The 19146-nt window shown below is 31.7% G+C and carries 15 protein-coding genes; 12 read left to right on the forward strand and 3 right to left on the reverse strand.

Annotation, left to right across the window (positions count from 1 at the left end; all coding sequences use genetic code 11):
- The first annotated feature begins 115 nt into the window (after positions 1-115).
- Both WA340_RS10265 and ettA read left to right on the forward strand, forming a co-directional pair.
- Positions 116-298: a CAL67264 family membrane protein gene (locus tag WA340_RS10265; RefSeq protein ID WP_336128914.1), complete on the forward strand. Its 183-nt coding sequence runs from the start codon at positions 116-118 to the stop codon at positions 296-298.
- A gap of 33 nt (positions 299-331) precedes the next feature.
- A complete protein-coding gene (gene ettA, locus WA340_RS10270; RefSeq protein WP_336128916.1) occupies positions 332-2023 on the forward strand; it encodes an energy-dependent translational throttle protein EttA in 1692 nt (563 codons plus the stop codon).
- A gap of 378 nt (positions 2024-2401) precedes the next feature.
- On the opposite strand, the gene WA340_RS10275 is transcribed toward ettA, so the two are convergent.
- Positions 2402-3193 (reverse strand): MBL fold metallo-hydrolase, encoded by a 792-nt coding sequence (locus WA340_RS10275; RefSeq protein ID WP_336128917.1) that lies wholly within the window; start codon positions 3191-3193, stop codon positions 2402-2404.
- 167 nt (positions 3194-3360) lie between these two features.
- Between WA340_RS10275 and WA340_RS10280 the strand changes: the two genes are divergently transcribed.
- The 7 genes from WA340_RS10280 (at position 3361) to WA340_RS10310 (ending at position 10570) form a co-directional block, all read left to right on the forward strand.
- Positions 3361-4707, forward strand: coding sequence for a coiled-coil domain-containing protein (locus WA340_RS10280; RefSeq protein ID WP_336128919.1), 1347 nt, complete (start codon positions 3361-3363; stop codon positions 4705-4707).
- Positions 4708-4943: 236 nt separating this feature from the next.
- Complete coding sequence (locus WA340_RS10285; protein WP_155912552.1) at positions 4944-5120, forward strand: hypothetical protein; 177 nt, start codon at positions 4944-4946, stop codon at positions 5118-5120.
- Positions 5121-5150: 30 nt separating this feature from the next.
- Complete coding sequence (locus tag WA340_RS10290; RefSeq protein WP_336128922.1) at positions 5151-6212, forward strand: hypothetical protein; 1062 nt, start codon at positions 5151-5153, stop codon at positions 6210-6212.
- Between the two features lie 44 nt (positions 6213-6256).
- On the forward strand, positions 6257-6616 hold the full coding sequence (locus WA340_RS10295) for a four helix bundle protein (protein ID WP_336128923.1): 360 nt from the start codon (positions 6257-6259) through the stop codon (positions 6614-6616).
- Between the two features lie 82 nt (positions 6617-6698).
- The gene (locus WA340_RS10300; RefSeq protein ID WP_336128925.1) at positions 6699-8657 is read left to right on the forward strand and encodes an AAA family ATPase; all 1959 of its coding nucleotides are present in this window, start codon (positions 6699-6701) and stop codon (positions 8655-8657) included.
- 6 nt (positions 8658-8663) lie between these two features.
- Positions 8664-9308 (forward strand): hypothetical protein, encoded by a 645-nt coding sequence (locus WA340_RS10305; RefSeq protein WP_336128927.1) that lies wholly within the window; start codon positions 8664-8666, stop codon positions 9306-9308.
- A 26-nt stretch (positions 9309-9334) separates the two neighbouring features.
- A complete protein-coding gene (locus WA340_RS10310; protein WP_336128928.1) occupies positions 9335-10570 on the forward strand; it encodes a DUF6638 family protein in 1236 nt (411 codons plus the stop codon).
- Positions 10571-10620: 50 nt separating this feature from the next.
- Here WA340_RS10310 and WA340_RS10315 read toward each other — a convergent pair whose 3' ends face one another.
- The gene (locus WA340_RS10315; protein ID WP_336128929.1) at positions 10621-13419 is read right to left on the reverse strand and encodes a trypsin-like peptidase domain-containing protein; all 2799 of its coding nucleotides are present in this window, start codon (positions 13417-13419) and stop codon (positions 10621-10623) included.
- Positions 13420-13573: 154 nt separating this feature from the next.
- On the opposite strand from WA340_RS10315, the gene WA340_RS10320 reads away from it, so the two are divergent.
- Entirely contained in the window at positions 13574-14098 is a 525-nt protein-coding gene (locus tag WA340_RS10320) for a hypothetical protein (RefSeq protein ID WP_106677983.1), read from the forward strand.
- A gap of 37 nt (positions 14099-14135) precedes the next feature.
- Entirely contained in the window at positions 14136-15896 is a 1761-nt protein-coding gene (locus tag WA340_RS10325) for a hypothetical protein (RefSeq protein WP_336128931.1), read from the forward strand.
- Here WA340_RS10325 and WA340_RS10330 read toward each other — a convergent pair.
- Positions 15893-17368, reverse strand: a complete 1476-nt coding sequence (locus WA340_RS10330) for a helix-turn-helix domain-containing protein (protein WP_336128932.1) — start codon at positions 17366-17368, stop codon at positions 15893-15895. The two genes, WA340_RS10325 and WA340_RS10330, sit on opposite strands and share 4 nt — an antisense overlap.
- A gap of 119 nt (positions 17369-17487) precedes the next feature.
- Between WA340_RS10330 and aceB the strand changes: the two genes are divergently transcribed.
- On the forward strand, positions 17488-19086 hold the full coding sequence (gene aceB / locus WA340_RS10335) for a malate synthase A (RefSeq protein ID WP_336128934.1): 1599 nt from the start codon (positions 17488-17490) through the stop codon (positions 19084-19086).
- Positions 19087-19146 lie beyond the last annotated feature (60 nt).

A 19146-nucleotide genomic window follows, 5' to 3' on the forward strand; every position in this document is an offset into this window, starting at 1 on the left:
TGGTAACTCTTGTAATTAAATTTGTGTGTTAGAATTGTAAAAAAGCACTTAAATTATCTGCTTTTTTTACAAAATAAACGATATTTGTTTTTACTAAACTATAAAAGGATTTAAAATGGCAATTAATAAAAATACAGTCTTAGCATGGGCAACAACAATAATGATAATAGTAGGATTAGCGCTAATAGCACTTGGTGCTTTTAGGTATGATGATGTTGCTGGTTGGGGATTTGCTTCTGTAGGAATTGGTTTTTTTGCAATCGCATGGGTATTTAACGCACTTAAAGGTCGCGTATAATTGTAATAAATAATAAAAAATAAGATATAAAATATGTCAGACGATAAAAAAGTAATATTCTCAATGTCTGGTGTTACCAAAACGTTTCAAAGCGCTAATACACCAGTACTTAAAAATATATATTTAAGCTTCTTTTACGGAGCAAAAATTGGTATTCTTGGACTTAACGGTTCGGGTAAATCTACCTTGTTAAAAATCATAGCAGGTGTAGATAAAAACTATCAAGGTGATGTTGTGTTCTCTCCAGGTTATTCTGTTGGTTATTTAGAACAAGAACCACAATTAGACGAAGAAAAAACAGTATTAGAAGTTGTTAAAGAAGGTGCTGCAGAAACAGTTGCAATTCTTGATGAATACAACAAAATTAACGATATGTTTGGTTTAGAAGAAGTCTATAGTGATCCAGATAAAATGGAAAAGCTAATGAACCGTCAAGCTGAACTTCAAGATCAAATCGATGCTTCTAATGCTTGGGAATTAGACACTAAATTAGAAATCGCTATGGATGCACTACGTACTCCTGAAGGCGATAAAAAAATAGGTGTTTTATCTGGTGGAGAAAGACGTCGTGTGGCACTTTGTAGATTATTATTAAAAGAACCAGACGTGTTATTGTTAGATGAGCCAACTAACCACTTGGATGCAGAATCTGTACATTGGTTGGAGCATCACTTAGCACAATATAAAGGAACTGTAATTGCAGTAACGCACGACCGTTATTTCTTAGATAACATTGCTGGTTGGATTTTAGAATTAGATAGAGGAGAAGGTATCCCGTGGAAAGGAAACTATTCGTCTTGGTTAGATCAAAAATCTAAACGAATGGCTCAAGAAGGTAAAGCAGCTTCTAAGCGTCAAAAAACATTAGAACGAGAGTTAGAATGGGTTAGACAAGGTGCTAAAGGAAGACAAACAAAGCAAAAAGCACGTTTGAAGAATTATGACAAGTTAATGAGTCAAGATCAAAAACAATTAGACGAAAAACTTGAAATCTATATTCCTAACGGACCACGTTTAGGAACAAACGTTATTGAAGCTAGCGGAGTAAGTAAAGCTTACGGAGATAAATTATTATACGAAGACTTAAACTTTAATTTACCACAAGCAGGTATTGTTGGTGTTATTGGTCCTAACGGAGCTGGTAAAACCACAATTTTTAGAATGATTATGGGTGAAGAAACACCAGATAAAGGCGAATTTAAAGTTGGTGAAACAGCAAAGATTGCTTACGTAGACCAAAGCCATTCTAATATAGATCCTGAAAAAACAATTTGGCAAAACTTTAGTGACGAGCAGGAATTGGTCATGATGGGAGGAAGAGAAGTAAACTCTCGTGCGTATTTAAGCCGATTCAATTTTTCTGGTAGCGAGCAAAACAAAAAGGTAAAATTATTGTCTGGTGGAGAACGTAACAGACTTCATTTAGCAATGACGCTAAAAGAAGAAGGAAACGTATTACTATTGGATGAGCCAACAAACGATTTAGATGTAAACACATTAAGAGCGCTTGAAGAAGGTTTAGAAAACTTTGCAGGTTGTGCAGTGGTAATTAGTCACGACCGTTGGTTTTTAGACCGTATTTGTACGCATATTTTAGCTTTTGAAGGCGATAGTCAAGTATACTTCTTCGAAGGTGGATTTAGTGATTATGAAGAAAATAAGAAAAAACGTCTTGGTGGCGATTTAATGCCAAAACGAATTAAGTATAAAAAACTAGTAAGATAGTTTAAAAAAGCCTTCCAAACTGGAAGGCTTTTTTATGAATTAAACTTTATTCTTTAACGTTTTAATTTCTTTCTTCAATTTAAAAATTTTGTAAATACTGATTATTAGTAAACAAAATACTATTAGTAAAGAATAAGACAATATGTCCGCTAGCTTTTCTAACCAAGTTACATCAGTAGTTTCTTGAAATAAAAGAAAAATAGTTAAAATCATTTGAGCATTCATTTTAATAGTTGAGGATATAAATATAATATTTTTCTCTAAATTTCATTTTTGAGGAATTTTTAATTTTGCTAACTGCTAACTGCTAACTGCTAACTGCTAACTGCTAACTGCTAACTGCTAACTGCTAACTGCTAACTGCTAACTGCTAACTGTTTACTGATTTGGATACCATTCCAAAAGCTCTACATTAATATCAGGATTACCTTCATTTACAATAGATTTAAATTTTTCTACATCGCTCAAACCTTCAGTACCTCTAAAATGGTAAGGATAAACGGTTTTAGGTTTAAAATCTAATACAGCACTAGCTGCACTTTCAACAGGCATTGTGTAAGGTAAATTCATACAAACAAAAGCTTTATCAATGTTTTTAAGATTTCTCATTTCTGGGATATCTTCGGTATCACCAGAGATGTAAACACGTTCGTCTCCAAAGGTTAATACATAACCATTTCCTCTTCCTTTTTCATGAAATTTTAAAGCTTCTTCACGTAAATTATACATTGGTATAGCCTCAATATTAATGTCTTTAACAACTGCTGTTTGTCCATTATTTAACACTTTAAACATTGGTTTAAAGTCTTCAGGAAACTTATCTACTACAGCTTGTGGCGCTACTATTATTGTGCCATTAAGATTTAGTTCTTTTAAAGTATTAATACTTAAATGGTCGCCATGTATATCTGTAATTAAAACAATTGTAGGTTGTTTAAAATCAGCAAATGCTGCTTTGCCACCAGTTGGATCTACGTAAATAGTTTCGTCACCATAATTCATTACCATGGTTGCGTGTGTGATTGGTGTAAAATCTAAGCTAGCTTTTGTTTTTGTTTGTTCAATAACTTCAGTGTTAGTCATTTCAGAAGTCGTTTCTTGTTTCGTATTCTCTTTACAACTAGTCAATAAAACAGACATTGAAAGAGTAATAAATAGTAGTTTTTTCATTTTTTATGGTTTTCTTTTAAAGATAAGTATCAATCGATAGAAAAAATAATTTGTAACATTTTTATAACAAATAATACCAATATTATGAGCATTAAATATTTCTTCAACTAATATTTTTTAACGAAATTGCTTACAGAAAATTTGTCCAACCTTAAAATAAAGTATATATGTCTGATGATTTTGACTTATTAGAAACCAACTCTCAAGAAAAAAACGAAAAAGTAGACGTTAATTGGGGAAAAGCAATTGACACCATGAAGTCTAAACTAGCACAAGAAGACGATCCTGAAAGTCGTCATAAAATTCTTAACGCGACCTTAGATGATGTTGTTCACATGGCAGAAAAAGACCGTACAACACTTTTAGATGCAATTAAAGACTTAACCGATTATCAAGATGAAGTTGGTATACTTTTCGAGCGTTTTTCGTCTTTAAATGAAGACGAGCAAAAAGTTATAGACGATGCACAAAAAGCTTTAGAACGTGCTAAAATCGAACTAGAAGACGCACAAAACAAACCAGATACGTGGTGGAATAACCTTTGGGGAAGAAAAAGCAAAATCAAAAAAGCCGAAGATACTTTAAAAGAAGCCGAAAAAACACGTGCAGCTGCAGATAACAAAGCAAAAGCAATGTTCCAAGAGCGTATAGAAAGTGCAGATGTACAAACCTTATTAAGCGAACTGTCTTACAAATCTCAAGCTGCAATTACACGATTAAAAAACCGTGAGGTAGAAATTAAAGAAGTAGAGGATAAGTTACAAGATGCCATAGTAGAAGCATCTAAAAACCATACTAAAGCATTAGAGAAAAAAGCCGAAACCGAATCTAAATTAGAAGAGCAATACGCATTATTAAAACAAGCACGTCAAGCTTTAGAAGAAGTAGCGGACAAACAATCTACAGAATACTCAGAAGCGTTAGCTAAAGTCACAAAACTTGAGCAAAAAGTAGAAGAATTAGAAGGTCTTAAAAACGCTTACACAACTTTAGCTGCATCAAAAGATAGCTTTGTTCACAAGCATAATTTAACGATTAAAGTTTTAACGTCTTTACGCAGTAATTTACAGACGCATCGTGCAAAATTAAAGTCAGATACAGACGAGCGTTTAAAGTACTACGATGGTTACGTAGTAGCGCTTAAAGCACGTACAGACCAAGAGTTTGCGTCTATTTTAGAACATTTAGGAGTAAAAACAGACGAGCATATTGGTGAGACGTTAGCAGCAATGCACACAGCAAGTGCAAGAGCACGTCAAGAGATGATGGATAATATACCAGTTCACGAAAAAGTAATGCAAGGTGTTTACAGTAGTTACGCAGAAGCGTTACAAGAAATCCGCGCTAAAGACGTAGATATTCAAAAGAATTTTGCCGAGCGTTACGGAATCGATATGAAAGAAATTTTTGAAGACTATTACAAAGCAGATGCTAATCAACCTACTGAAGATAATTCTGGAGGCGTTGGTAATGGTGCTCCAAAACAAGACACCGAAGACGATTTATTAGGTTAAAATTGTCACTTCGAGTGATTTTGAGGAACGAGAAATTGTATCGAGAAGATGGGCGTTACCTACTTTTGCTTTTAATGGCAAAAGTAGGTCAGGCTTTCCGCTATATCTTTTTTGCGAATGGTCACTGAGCGTAGTCGAAGTGAAAGTAGCAAAAAAGGATGTCGCTTCAATCCTTAACGCATCACTTAGCCAAGTAAAAGTAAAACGTAAAAGTTAGTCAATATTTACAGTGTAAAATGGATAACTTCATTCAATTTATTAAAGACAACGGATTATCAATAATCATAGTTATTGTTGGTATTTTCATTATAAAAACAACAAGTTCAGACATTGGATTAATCATTGGTAGTGTTAATGTATTAGTCTTTGGCGGATTAACATTAAAGGCATTGATTCAATATTTAAAAAAATAAAAGCTAAAGCATAAAGCTAACAGCAAAAACATGTCAATACATCATATTACAACACCATTAGATTCGGCTATCTTAGATAGTAAAGCGCAATATGTATTTTATCATAAAAAAGTAGATTTTGCTCTTAAAGAATTGATTGTTGCAGTACAGCAAAACAACTTGTGTACACAGCAAGAAATTGTGTTTTTTAAGCAATATGCAGATTTGTTGTTGTATTCTATCGAGGCTATGCGTATTAAATACATGTACGATGAGGAAGATAACATGAAAGTTGATGTAACGGATTCTGGATTTCCTAATTATTTAGAGTTTAGATACCTATATAATGATTTATCATTACGTCATAATTACATTAATAAATTAAAAGATGTATCACAATTACAGGAAGAGTTTTTAGACCAATTATTAAGGGTAAAAGAACCAGTCAGACGTGATAAATTATTTCAAGCAGCGTCAATAGTTTATTATACCTCTGTAGAACAAAAATATATTTTCAACCGCTTTGTTCAAGGTAAAATCATAAAAGCACCAAAAGGTAGTCAAGCAGAATATATGACCAGTTGGAGTTTTTATGACGTGTCTTTAAATAGACCATTTATTTGTTACATGTATTTTGATTACGATGGTAAAGATCCTTTAAAAGACAAAGAAGATATCTACGAGGTTTTAAACAAAGTAGCAGATCGCCAAATGGATTTAGATACTATGGCTTATGGTATAGATAGACGTTTAAAACGTGTATTACCAAAACATATTAAGCGGTTAGATGTTGGTGCATTTCATAATGTGTTTGCAAAAGACGAAAACGAATTAACACATACTATTTTAGAAGCAATAGCAAAAAAAGAAGTGCCTTTAGAAGCTTACGCATTGTCTTTTAAAGTACATGAGGTTATGTCTGGAAGCACATTTCAAGAAGGCGGATTTTTTAATAAGCAAGTGTTACAAAATTGGAGTCCAGTTATCAAACAAAAATACGTCTTTGCGCCTCATAGAATCATACAGCTATTATACAACAAAAACCCTGAAATAATGAATAAACTGGCTAAACCGCCATTTCAAATTTCAGATTTAAAAATTGATAAGGTTTAGTTTGCAGTAAGCAGTATTCAGTAGGCAGTAAAAGATAACAAATTATGAGTTTTAAGTCATTATTAGCATATCAAAAAGGATTCGAACTAGCAATGGAAGTTTATGAGTTAAGCAAAACGTTTCCTAAATCAGAATTATTTGGCTTGACTTCTCAAATGGTTAGATCTAGTCGTTCAGTTTGTTCAAATATTGCTGAAGGTTATAGAAAAAGACAATATGAAAAGCATTTTAAAAGTAAAATGTCTGATACTGATAGCGAAAACTCTGAAACACAACTTTGGTTAGATTTTGCATTAGCATGTAATTATATTTCTGAAAAAGAAAGAACAGAATTACAATTTAAAAGTGAAGAAATAGGAAAATTTATTAATTATATGATGAATAATCCTAATAAATTTAGATAAAAACAAACTCATGTAGTTTAATAAAGTAGTAGCCTAAGACAGCAAACTGCTTACTGTAAACTGCATACTTAAATAAAAGATAATGGAACACAATTCCACATTTCCTATAAAAAAATCAGAACTAGATGTGTTACGTGATGAAGCGTCATCTTACTTAAAAAGTGTAAGTTGGGAGCAAGGCGCGCGTGCAAAAAACAGAGATAAAGATGCTAAAGACGAGTCTATTTTATTGTATCTGTCTCGTGCTAATAATGGTTCTTCGGTTTCTGTAACATCTGTTTCAAAAACCATATTAGCGCTAAAAAAACGTTTGTTGCCAGATAGTATTGCAATTCCAATTCATCTTAACCAGACGTTATATGCCGTTCAAGAAGGAATTACTTTAGGTACGTGGATAAAAGATAGCTATTATGATGCATCGGGTTTATCAAGTTTAAACGAGCGTAAATCGGCATTAGACAGTAGCGGAAAACGCGAATACGAAAGCAAAATGCAAACCGCAACAGCGTTTATGTTATTTGCAACGTCTTATTATATTCTGCATCAAATAAAACCTTATGCGTCAGACGATTTAAGTGTGATGAAACAGAAGTTTGCAGGTATTCCAGAAGTGTCTTTACTATCACCTTTAAAAGGGATTTCGTGTACGTTATTTTACTATGACAAGTATTTAGCGCATCCAGATATAATCAAATCTGATAAAGATGTAGCCGATTTTACAGCGGTCTTTTTTGAAGCTGTAATTGACGAAATTAATTTAAGAAGAAGCAGTTTAGAATACACCGAAACTATTGTAGATAGAACATACAAACTAGAAAACAGTGATTTTGCAATTTCTGGTTGGGAAAACACGTTTCAAGGTACTGCTAAAAGTGTCGAGTTTAATAAAATTAAATTCGAGCAAATTGTAGGTAACAGAGATGCTAAACACTTTGCACGTCGTTTAACGGAAAGAATGTTAAGCTACGATTTTCAAGCACAGAAAAATCCGTTTCAAGAATTAGGCGGATTCATGCCAGTCTTTATGGGTTACGGTATTCCTGGAACAGGAAAAAGTATGCTTATCGCTGCTATAGCAACGCGTTTAAAAGAACATTGTGATAATTTAGATATTCCGTTTTTGTTTCATCCAATGCCAGATACGTTAATTAGTACGTTTCAAGGTGGATCTGCAGAAAAAATGGTTGATTGGATGAAACCTTTACAAGATCCAACAAAATTAATTTTTGCACCAATTGATGATGCCGAAAATAACTTACAAGAGCGTACAGCACAAGGTGTTTCGGCTGGTGTAAAAGAAGTTATTGGTGTCTTTTTACGTTATACAGAAGGTGCTTATGCGGTTAATTATGGTAACAGTTCTATAGGTTTGTTTACCAACTTACCAGAAATGCTGGATAAAGCAGTAATCTCTCGTGTGCAAGGACGTTTTAAAATTGACGGAGCACGTACAGAACACGACTTTTTAGATCAAGATCACTTATGGTGGCGTAAATTTGAAAAGACAATGCCAGACTTTGTAAACATGCAAAACCCTGCAAATTATAACTATTTACAAGATCAAGGTTTGGCTAAAAATATGGGTGAAATTTTAAACGTGTCTAACAAACCAACAGAACAACGTGTTTTAGAAGCTTATGATATTGCCGAAAAGCAACACAAAACAACAGATCATTTGTTTTATGCAACGTTGTATAAAGAAATACAGAAGATATTTCCGTTCTTCTCTTCTAGAGATGTTAGGAATATACAGAGCGCAATTTCATTACGTTTAACCGATTTTGATTTAGAAGAAAGCTGGTTTGAAAATCCAGAGATTTATTTCAAAAAAGATTACGATACCAAGTTTGCGATGCTTCAAGAATTAATGAAAGCCAATATGAAAGGTTTAGATTTTTCTGAAATTAGACGACAAGAAGTTGTACGTTATTTAGATAATGTTGCGACTATTGCAGATACCGATTTTAAACGTCAAGTAGAAGGTAGAGTTAATCAATTAAATATTGAAATGGAAGCAAGAAAACAGTTTGATAAATCTTAATTAATCATGGAAACAGCTAACATTGAAACAACAGAGCAAAGTGTAACTAATTACAGTATTCAAGACTATATGTCTATTGGATATTTGTTTTTATTAGTTTTAGGTGTAGCCAATCAAGCCATATTTTATGGTTTGTTAGGTGTAAATATTTTTGAATATACTTCGGTTTTAGATGTGTTATTAAGTCCGTTGGCTGTGATAAGTTCGCATTGGCTTATGCCAGTAGTATTAGCAGTACTTATACCATTAATGATAGGATACTTTAAACTTTTAAATTGGTATTATACAAAGCTTTCAAAAAAGGAAAAGTACCAATCAGGAAAAAAGAAAGAAAAAATAGATAAAATATTAAAGAGTTTTAATAGAAAACACGCAGTTATTCCATTTATTTTATTGATGCTAATTTGTATGTTTTTAGGTTTTGGTTTAGGAGGTGGATTTAAAAGAAAGGAAAAATTAGAAAGCCAAGATTACCAATACACGCATCAAATTGTGTATGAAGATGGAGAAGCTAAAGAAGTGAAAATTTTAGGTAAAAATAGCTTGTATGTTTTTTATGCTACAAAAGATAATAATGAGGTACAGATTTCACCAGTAGAAGGAAATATAAAAACTATAAAAAAACTACCATCAAAAGATAAAGAAGAGTAATTTGAAAATTTTTGATTCAGATTAAAATGCAAAAACTAAAACAAGCCAATTTATATAGAAGTGAATTAATTCCCGTTAGCGGAAAGTTAGTAGAGCGTTATAATAAATGCTTAGTTAAGCTTGGTTTTACGCCAACAAAATTAACTTCATTTTTTATTGATGGCGTTGGTTACAGTCCAGAAATAGCTGAAGAAAAAGGCTCTACTATGTATCTAAATAACGGAGAAGCTAATCCGCATGCCATCATCATTTCGCCTTTACAAAAGGGTAAACCTGTATATTCTCCATTTCATAGTTTTGATAAAGAAATGATGCAGCAAGTATTTAGAATTCACGGTGATAAAATAAATGATATTACTCGCGATAGTGCCATTTGCTTAGACTTTGATCAAAATATAGATGCGTTTTATGAGCCATTAGATGTTTTAAAATATGATAAAGTAAGTATCAACTTTCATCTAATAGATAATTTAAATAAAGCTCAAAAAGAACAAGAGCGACTTATTGAAATTTTTAAAAAAGGCAATAATTTTATAGATGAAAGTATTCATGAGCAATTGTTAGAATCTGCTAAAACATATGGAGACTTACGTCATAGAGATTTAAGTTTACACAGTCTTCAGCATCAGTCAGAATCTTTTTACACCAAAGCTTTTGGTGGTGTTTATGTACTAAGAGATTTTATATCTCCAATCGTGGTTTTTGAAGATTTAAAATGGTATAAAGAAGCTATAAAAGATACTATACACGATGTGTTGATTTATCATATTAATCAACCAGAGTTAATGGAAAAATTGCGAGATCATATTATTGTAGAATATGATTTAGAAGCTGCGTTAAATACAGATCGATACCAACGTATTAAAAAAATGGAATTTGCAATGTCTTTAAAAGCGACACAACATCCAATACAGCAAATACTTAATGATAATGTACTTTTTAAAAGTTATTTAAATAAATTGGATATTGATACAAGAAAAAAGATTATGGGTGTAGAATTGTATCTTGAAAAGCTTGAAGTAAGTAATCAATACAAAATACATGATTTAGTAGATATAGGTATTTTTAATGCATTACATACACCACATTCGTCATTACATGTTTCTCAACAAGATTTAATATGGAAGTTGTTAATCAATATTTCACCAAGAGATGTTTTATTTTTGTTTTGGTATGATAAAGACGAATTTTACAAACAATATGCTACTTGGGATGAATCTTTTCAAGATTGGGTTGTAGAAACTATATTAAAAAATATATAAAAAAAACAGGTCTAAACGACCTGTTTTTTTGTTTCATTAAGATTATTAATCTATTTTTTTATAAACTTTTCTAAAGATTTTAAACTGTTAGAGTTAATCTCTAAAAAGTACATTCCTTGTGATAAATTTGTAATATTTATTTGATAATTAAGCGTATTATTTTCAAGAGATATTGTACTTATTAATCTTCCATTTATATCGTAAATGGTTAATTTTTCAATATTTGTGTTAGACGAAATATTTAAAATGTTTAACGCAGGATTTGGATAAACTTTATAGTTTTTAATCTCAAACTCTTCATTAGATAGAGCAGCTGCAGGAGCAAAGCTATATATTCCATCAATACCAGTAAAGTCTCCGGTTAAGGTTACTCCGCCATTATAACTACCAATAGTAGCCATAACGTTTTCAACAGTGCCAGAAGTACTTTCTCTATTAATAACTAAGTCGTTTCTTGTATATGTGCCAGCAACAGCAGTTTCCCAACCAGCAACTTCAGCTTCGGTAAAATAAAAGGTCATAGTATTATTTCCAGATTGAGTAGCTTGAGTAGCAGTAACTTCAAACTGCTTATCCATAGCTAGTAAAGGAGCTACACTACCATTAATTGGTTGTCCAGCAGTTCCATCTCTATAAACACTTACATTAACACAGTTGTAATTAAAATTATCATTGTTTTCTAAACTAGCAATAATGTTACCATTACTAGAGTCGTAAGCATAAACTAACCCAGAACTAGCTAAAGGTACAATTGCATTTGTTGTTCCGTTATTAACACTAGTTTGTATGTTTGCATTACCTTGACTGGTTACAGTAAAATTATCAATAGCTAAACCATAAGCCCAATTTCCTAAATCATTATATAAGAAAGAAATTAATACGTTAGATTGTCCAGCATAAGCAGAAAGGTCTACATCTACATTGGTCCATTCTGAATACGAAATAAGTTCTGGTCCTACATTTTGCCAAGTTAAACCATTATCTGTAGATGCTTGTATAAAACTATCTGAAGCATATTGATCATTACTATCTGTATAAATAATATCAAAATTTAAATTAGCTGTACTGTAAGCAGAAAAATCAAATGGAGTAGTGTACATTAAGCGTTCTTGATTCATGTTACAATTACAAGCATCATCATTAACATAAGCAAAGTTAGTTGAGTTACCAACTGTACTCCAAGAGCTAGATGAAGATGATGCAGCATCACCTATTGAGAAAGTAGGAAAACCATTTCCTGTAACAGTCCAATTAGTTAATCCAGATTCAAAATCATCCGAAGCTAAAGTTACATTACTACCTATTGAAGGAGCATAATCATCGTCAATTATAGTAAAAGTTTTTGTATCTATAGTACCTAATTGAGCGTCACCACCATTTGCATTTAAAGATAGGTTTAAAGAAAAGGTTTCATCTCCTTCAATAAAAGCATCATTATATACTCTAACAGTAAAAGTTTGGTCAGTATCATCTCCTGCTAAAAATGTTATAGGATTAGGTGTTATAACTTCAAAATCTTCAAGGTTTGTAGCCGTTTCATTAATGATATTAACCGTAACATCTGCATTGTTAGATGCAGGCATAGCAATTCTTAAATTAAAATCTATATCTTGATAATCGCAACCAGTAGCTTCATTTACAGTAGAAGTAGCACTAGAAAAAGTTACGTAAGGTGCTTCAGGGTTAGGGTCATCAACTCCACAGTTAGGCATATTAGCACCTATTGCAGCAATTAAATTATCACTTCTTCCGTAAGCACCATTTGGGCAACCGCCAGTATTATGGATTGCAACCACTAAATGATCAGAATAGCGTATTACTGGAGACCCAGAACTACCACCTTCTGTATCACATTGATATTCTACACGATTAGGAAAATCTCCTTGGTTTGTAATCATAGCAAATCCGTTTGCATCGCCACCAACATCTGTATTTACAGCTATTTCTTTTCTTCTTCCTGCTGGATGTTGAGGTATATAAATTCTTTCTCCTACAGGTGCTATTGTAGATGATAAACTTAAGTATCCATAAGTAGAAGTTGGGTTAACAGGTAGCATAACAAGCGTAAAGTCTAAATTTGCATCTGTTTGGATAAAAGTAGAAGATGTAGCTACTAGGTCTTGTAAAGCAAAAGTTGTTTCGGCACAATCAGCATATTTATAATTAAATAAAAATTCTGTATTTAATGCGTCAGTTGAGTTTTCGATACAATGGTTATTGGTCATTAAGTTTCCGTCACAACCTAATAACCAACCTGTACATAATCCACTACCACCAATAAGTAATCTACACACAGCTTCAGATTTTCTACCCATTTCTGTACCATCGTAGCAAACAATAGCTTCTTTATCATCAAAACCACATACAGTTTCTGTGTCTTGAGGTGTCAAAATTTCAAAAGCACTACTTATTTTATCAACACTATACCCATAGGCTACAGTATCAATATCAAATCCGTAATGGTTATTATTTCCGTTTTGACTGTATAATTCAACAATTATATGATCGCTCCATATAGTTGTAGACCAAAAAGTATCAATCATTTGGTCTTCATTACCAATTAATTTACCTTGGTTGTAATAGAAAAACTCTTCAGAAGTTTTTGGGCTATATACCTTTACATAATCTCCAGAGTTTAAATCAAAATTCTTAAAATGTACTTTTACATAGCCAGAACCAGTAGATCTAAATTCTTTCTGAAAAACTATACCTGTTTGATTATTAGAGTAATATGGGTTTGAGGATATGTCTACACTATATTCATCCCCAATTTTTAAACGACCACTATTGTCTTGAGCAATTATTATATTAAAACAAAAAAGAAATAAAAAGAGAAGTTTTAGTTTCATTAGTTAATTAGTTAAGGGTTACAAAGTTGTAAATATATACGAAAAAAATTAATTATGGTTTATATAATTAACTAATTAAAAGAATATATCTCAAAAAAAATACTTGTTTACCTGTAACTATTGCTATAAATTTACTACAAATAAATAAAAAGGAATGACACTAGAACTTATCATATTTGTAGCCTCAATTTTATTCGGAATTTTATTGTATTGGAGAGAATCTAAAAGCAATAAAGTCTATCGATTTTTTAATAAACTAATGTATTCTAAAGAGTTACAAATGAAATCTGATAGTAAAAAAGGATTCATTTTTCAACAAAATTTTCTGCTTAGGTTAGTTTATATAACCGTTTTGTTTTTAGTAGCAATAGTAGTTGTTCAATTTATTTTACCAATTTCAGCTTCATTAGTACAATGGTTTGTGTCTGCAATTGTAGGTACATTAATTGGTACATATCTAGCTAATTTTATACTTAAATCTAGCGATGTTATTGGTGAAAAGAGTGAATCTTTTGAAGACGTTTTAAACGAAAGTATAAACAAAGGAAAAGAGTTTATAGACGACTTAAAAACCAAAGACACTAAAGTTGTAGAAGAAGCTAAAAAAGAAATAAAAGAAGAACCTAAAAAAGAAGAAAAAAGTGCACGCCAACGTCTTAAAGACAAAGGATTAATGTAATTGCTTTAAGTTTTTTTTAAATTAGAATACAATATTTATGATAAAAAATTACTGGAATAAAGGCAGAAAACAAAAAACAATAGTCATAACAATAAGCTTGGTAGTAGTAGGTCTTTTATTCTTTTTAAGAGACGATTATCAACCTGCATTATTATTTTTTAGAAAATACATCTTCATAATAATATTAAGTGCAATTGTTTTATTTTTTGGGTTAAAAAAATTCCGAAACTCACCATCAACAGGAACACGTTTAGGTATTCTAGGTATTTTGGTAGCTTTTTTTGGATTGCTTTACGTGTTAGGTTGGCACTTAAAACTTTATGATTATATGAAAACGTATAATGTTTTTAATAATTTAAATAGAGTTGAAATTAATGAGTTGCCTCTTACACAAAACGAACGTATACAACCATTACGTAACATTTTTTCTATGGCTAATGAAAGTGTTGGCGAAACCAAAGATGTATCCTTACCGCATTTAGTTAGAGTAGATGGCGAAAATAAATGGACTATGGCAATTCAGCCAACCGAAAAGTACGTATGGCAAGGCATAAGTGATAATACAGAAGAAGTGTTTGCAGTACCAAGCACAACTCCATTTCCTCGTTTTTCTAATGAAAACCGAATTCCAGTAACATTCTCAATAGGAGAATCTTTAAAATTTAGTCGCAACACATACAACGCTGTAGTACAACGTTTTAATCCTTGGATGTTATTTAATTACGAACCAAGTGATACGTATTACATGAAAGATGATAGTGGACATTGGGTAGAAGTAGTTAGCTTGATTAAATGGAAAGGATTTTTCTTCCCGTATCCAACCTTTGGTGGCGTTATGATTATTGAAAACGGAGAACATGATTTTAATGATTATTTAGAGCGTGTATTTATAGGAAAAGGAACTTTTGTAGCTCCAGATCAAATGAAAAACTATCCATTTTTAACACGTCAAAATACACTTGCCGAAAGAGTATCGCGTTTACAAGCAGAATCTTTAAAATTTCTTGGTGGATTTAGTGATCCTTTACCATGGAATATGGAAACTGCTGTAAAAATTCCTGTTTTACCAGATGATCAAAACCAGCAACCATTTGTTACCGATTTTGATTTTTCTGAAAGTAATAAAGATGCGTATAGTGGATTATATCATTGGTTTGGTTTAGAGCCAGTAGGCGATGAGCGTACTAGTTTAACGTACAGTGTTTTTGTGCCTGCAGACGGAACAGAAAAACTATTTTATTACGATCATGCTAGTAAAAAACAAGGTTATGCAGGTGTTTCTGCAATGCCTTTAAAAGTGATAGAATCTAGAAAAGAATACGATTGGTCTGTAAATAAACCAGTAGAGTTTAGACCATATATAAAAGAAATAGCTGGTAAAAAACGTATGTTTTTTCTAGGTACTATTTCTTCAATTAAAAAGGATAATGCGCAGTTTGATGGTTCTGCAACACCAGATTTAGCATTAATTGATAGCGAATATCGTGATGTAGTTTGGATTGATGCAAAACATCCTAGTCAATGGAATAAAATAGTTTATGATCAGTTAAATGAAGCTTGGCGTGCTAGTGAAGGTATTGGTAACTTTTTTCAAGAAGATAATACTATGTTAGATGCTATAAGTGGCATGGAAGACAAAGTAATTGAAATAGATTCCACATTAACTAATTCTACAAACAAAGATTTAACTGTTGAAGAATTAAAAGCACAAATTGATTCAATTAAAAATGCTAGAAAACAAAGTGAAGTAGAACGTTTACAACGCGAACTAGATTCATTAAAAGCTTTAGAAAACTAACTAAATTGTTTAAAAATATCGTTTACAACGGTTTCAATTTTTAGGTTTTTTTGTTCTTTTTCTAAGATTTTAGCTGGTACCATTCGCTCTTTACAATCTTTGATCGCACAACGCTCGCAAGTAACACCAACATTAAAGGTTTCAATTTTTTTGTCCTCTAAAAAGTTAAGCTTTCTTTTTAATTGTTGGTTAATTAATAATCCTATACTAACGCTTCTATATTGGTCGGTTTTAAACGGATCTTTTGTTGCAGAAGACAATACTAAATACGATTGGTTACTATCTGGATAATTAGAGATTTGTAAATTAAACACATGTTTATCGTTTGTATTTACAATGTCTTTTAACACCTTTAAAGACATCCAACGTCTGCAATAATGCTCGTTTGTTTCGTTAGCATGAGGCGAATGTTGATGTGATAAATGCAGCTCTTTGGTTAAGTAAAAGTTTGGACTATTTTTTTTATGAATAAAACGTAAGAAAAATAAATTCTGAATATTAAAATCTTTAGGCAAAATATTGGTTAAACGCTGGTAAAAAGATTCTGGAGAAGCGTTAAACGATTGTGCAATTTGCACAAATTGCTTATCGTCAAAGGTTTTTTTCTTAAATAGTTTGTCAACTTGATTGGTAAGTAATTCCTGAGGTAAAATTAACGAACCAGCAAAATAAGACGCGTAAAAATTATTTAATACTTGATCAAAATTTTCGAATTTAATCCAGGAAAATGTATATAATCGTTCTTTATAATTCAAATAATTATACGCAATTTCTTTAGCATAAATAAACGTACGTTGGGCTTCATCAATATGATTAGCCACTAACAACGTTTTTGTTTTAGGAATAAAAATAGATCTTAAACTATCTAATTCTTTATAATTTTCTAATTCTTTATTATTAATAGTGTAGCCATATTCTTCAACTAAAATTTCTTCTAATTCTAAAGACGAAATATTAGCTTTTAAATCTAATTGATAAGCTTCTGCAAACTTAATTACGCTTTGTTCCAAAGCTTCAAAATAGTTATTATTTGCTTCTTGAAAAGATCTTACAGAAGCCAAATAAAAACTTTCTTTACTAAAGCTGTAATGCTGCGCTATTTCTATAATTGTACTTATAAAAGCATTAACTTTTGCTGGAGCATTGGCAATAATTTCTATTAAGTTGCTTTCTTTTATTCCAAATAAATCTAACGGAATTTCCTTTAAAATCTTTGACTTTAAGATGTCACCAATAGGCGCCAAATTTTTATCCAATTTTAAGGATACAAATTGATCGTAAGGCACATCTAATTTTTCAGATAATATTGCAATTTTATCAGGTTTAGGATATTTTTTTCCTTTTTCAATTTCGTTTAAATACGATTTTGATAACCCAGATAATTTAGATAATCCAAATAAGGATAAATTTCTGTCAGTTCTTATCTGCTTTAGCTTTAAGCCAAAAATTAACTTAATATAATCTTCTTCCATAATAGCAAATATAATCAATTTTGCGAATATTATTTTTTAGCGAATAAATAAAAACAGCGAACGTTCGCTTGTTTTTTTCAAAAGTTTGTTTTAATATTGCTTTATAAATACAAAACGTCATGGAATACAGCACATTAAAATTACCAACAGTACAATTTTCTAAAGCGGTAAAACAGTATTACCCAGAAATTTTAACCGATGAAGCTTTAGAGTTTCTTTCTGCTTTACACGAAAAGTTTAATTCTAATAGATTACAATTATTATCAAGACGTGTAGAGCAACAAAAGGTGTTTGATCAAGGTAAATTTCCAGAATTTCCTAGAGAGACAAAAGCCATTAGAGAAGGTGATTGGACAGCAAATGCAATTCCGGAAGATTTACAAGATAGACGTGTAGAAATTACTGGTCCAGTAGATAGAAAGATGATTATTAATGCATTAAACTCTGGTGCAAAAACCTTTATGGCAGATTTAGAAGATAGTAACGCGCCAAGTTGGAAAAACTCTATCGAAGGTCAGCAAAACTTATTAGATGCTAATAATAAGACTATTATTTTACACGATAGCAAACGCGATAAAACCTATAAATTAAACGATAAAACAGCAGTATTATTAGTGCGTCCAAGAGGCTTGCATTTAAACGAAAGACATTTATTATTCAATACAGAAGAAGCGTCTGGAAGTTTAGTAGATTTTGGGTTGTATGTGTTTCATAACACCAAAACCATGCTAGAACATGGTACTGCGCCATATTTTTATTTACCAAAATTAGAACATTACCTAGAAGCACGATGGTGGAACGAGGTATTTACCTTTGCCGAAAACTATTTAAATGTTCCTGTTGGCACATTTAAAGCAACGGTTTTAATCGAAACTATTACGGCTAGTTTTCAATTAGATGAAATTATTTACGAATTAAAAGATCATATTGTCGGACTTAATTGCGGACGTTGGGATTACATCTTTTCATATATTAAAAAGTTTAGAAATCACCCAAATTTTGTTGTACCAAATCGCGATCAAGTAACAATGACGTCGCCATTTATGGACGCCTATTCAAAATTAGTAATCCAAAGATGTCATAAAAGAGGCATTTTAGCAATTGGCGGAATGGCGGCACAAATTCCTATAAAAAATAACGAAACAGCTAATAAAGCAGCGTTAGAAAAAGTAAGAAAAGACAAAGAACGCGAAGTAATAAATGGTCACGATGGGACATGGGTAGCACATCCAGCATTGGTAGAAGTAGCAATGAATGAATTTGATAAGCACATGAAAACGCCAAATCAACTTCACGTAACAAGAGATGATATTACTATAACAGAAGAAGATTTAGTAGAAATCCCAAAAGGAACTGTTACCGAAGCAGGAATAAGAAAAAACATAAACGTCGGTATTCTTTATATCGAAGCATGGCTACGTGGTTTTGGCGCAGTTGCGCTATATAATTTAATGGAAGATGCAGCTACAGCAGAAATCTCGAGAACTCAAGTTTGGCAATGGTTAAAAAATAAAGTAACTCTTGAAGATGGACGTGTATTTAACAACCAATTATTTACTGATATTTTTGATGATGAAGTTGAAAAATTGATCACAGAAATAGGAGACGATGCTATTAAAAATACAAAATTTGAATTAGCGATATCGTTATTTAAATCTTTGGTAACTGCTACCGAATTTGAAGAGTTTTTAACATTACCAGCTTATAAATACTTATAAAAAAATGATCCTGCGATTGCGGCAACAATCAACAGGATCCAATTATTAATAATAAATAAC

It is taken from the genome of Mesoflavibacter sp. CH_XMU1422-2, assembly GCF_037029245.1.
Lineage (GTDB): Bacteria > Bacteroidota > Bacteroidia > Flavobacteriales > Flavobacteriaceae > Mesoflavibacter > Mesoflavibacter zeaxanthinifaciens.

Excerpts from the sequence above, each read along its gene's own strand:
- aceB (WP_336128934.1), top strand. The coding sequence starts at position 17,488 with ATGGAATACAGCACATTAAAATTACCAACAGTACAATTTTCTAAAGCG.
- WA340_RS10280 (WP_336128919.1), top strand. The coding sequence starts at position 3,361 with ATGTCTGATGATTTTGACTTATTAGAAACCAACTCTCAAGAAAAAAAC.
- WA340_RS10300 (WP_336128925.1), top strand. The coding sequence starts at position 6,699 with ATGGAACACAATTCCACATTTCCTATAAAAAAATCAGAACTAGATGTG.
- WA340_RS10285 (WP_155912552.1), top strand. The coding sequence starts at position 4,944 with ATGGATAACTTCATTCAATTTATTAAAGACAACGGATTATCAATAATC.
- WA340_RS10310 (WP_336128928.1), top strand. The coding sequence starts at position 9,335 with ATGCAAAAACTAAAACAAGCCAATTTATATAGAAGTGAATTAATTCCC.
- WA340_RS10305 (WP_336128927.1), top strand. The coding sequence starts at position 8,664 with ATGGAAACAGCTAACATTGAAACAACAGAGCAAAGTGTAACTAATTAC.
- WA340_RS10290 (WP_336128922.1), top strand. The coding sequence starts at position 5,151 with ATGTCAATACATCATATTACAACACCATTAGATTCGGCTATCTTAGAT.
- WA340_RS10315 (WP_336128929.1), bottom strand. The coding sequence starts at position 13,419 with ATGAAACTAAAACTTCTCTTTTTATTTCTTTTTTGTTTTAATATAATA.
- WA340_RS10265 (WP_336128914.1), top strand. The coding sequence starts at position 116 with ATGGCAATTAATAAAAATACAGTCTTAGCATGGGCAACAACAATAATG.
- WA340_RS10330 (WP_336128932.1), bottom strand. The coding sequence starts at position 17,368 with ATGGAAGAAGATTATATTAAGTTAATTTTTGGCTTAAAGCTAAAGCAG.
- WA340_RS10320 (WP_106677983.1), top strand. The coding sequence starts at position 13,574 with ATGACACTAGAACTTATCATATTTGTAGCCTCAATTTTATTCGGAATT.
- WA340_RS10325 (WP_336128931.1), top strand. The coding sequence starts at position 14,136 with ATGATAAAAAATTACTGGAATAAAGGCAGAAAACAAAAAACAATAGTC.
- WA340_RS10275 (WP_336128917.1), bottom strand. The coding sequence starts at position 3,193 with ATGAAAAAACTACTATTTATTACTCTTTCAATGTCTGTTTTATTGACT.
- ettA (WP_336128916.1), top strand. The coding sequence starts at position 332 with ATGTCAGACGATAAAAAAGTAATATTCTCAATGTCTGGTGTTACCAAA.
- WA340_RS10295 (WP_336128923.1), top strand. The coding sequence starts at position 6,257 with ATGAGTTTTAAGTCATTATTAGCATATCAAAAAGGATTCGAACTAGCA.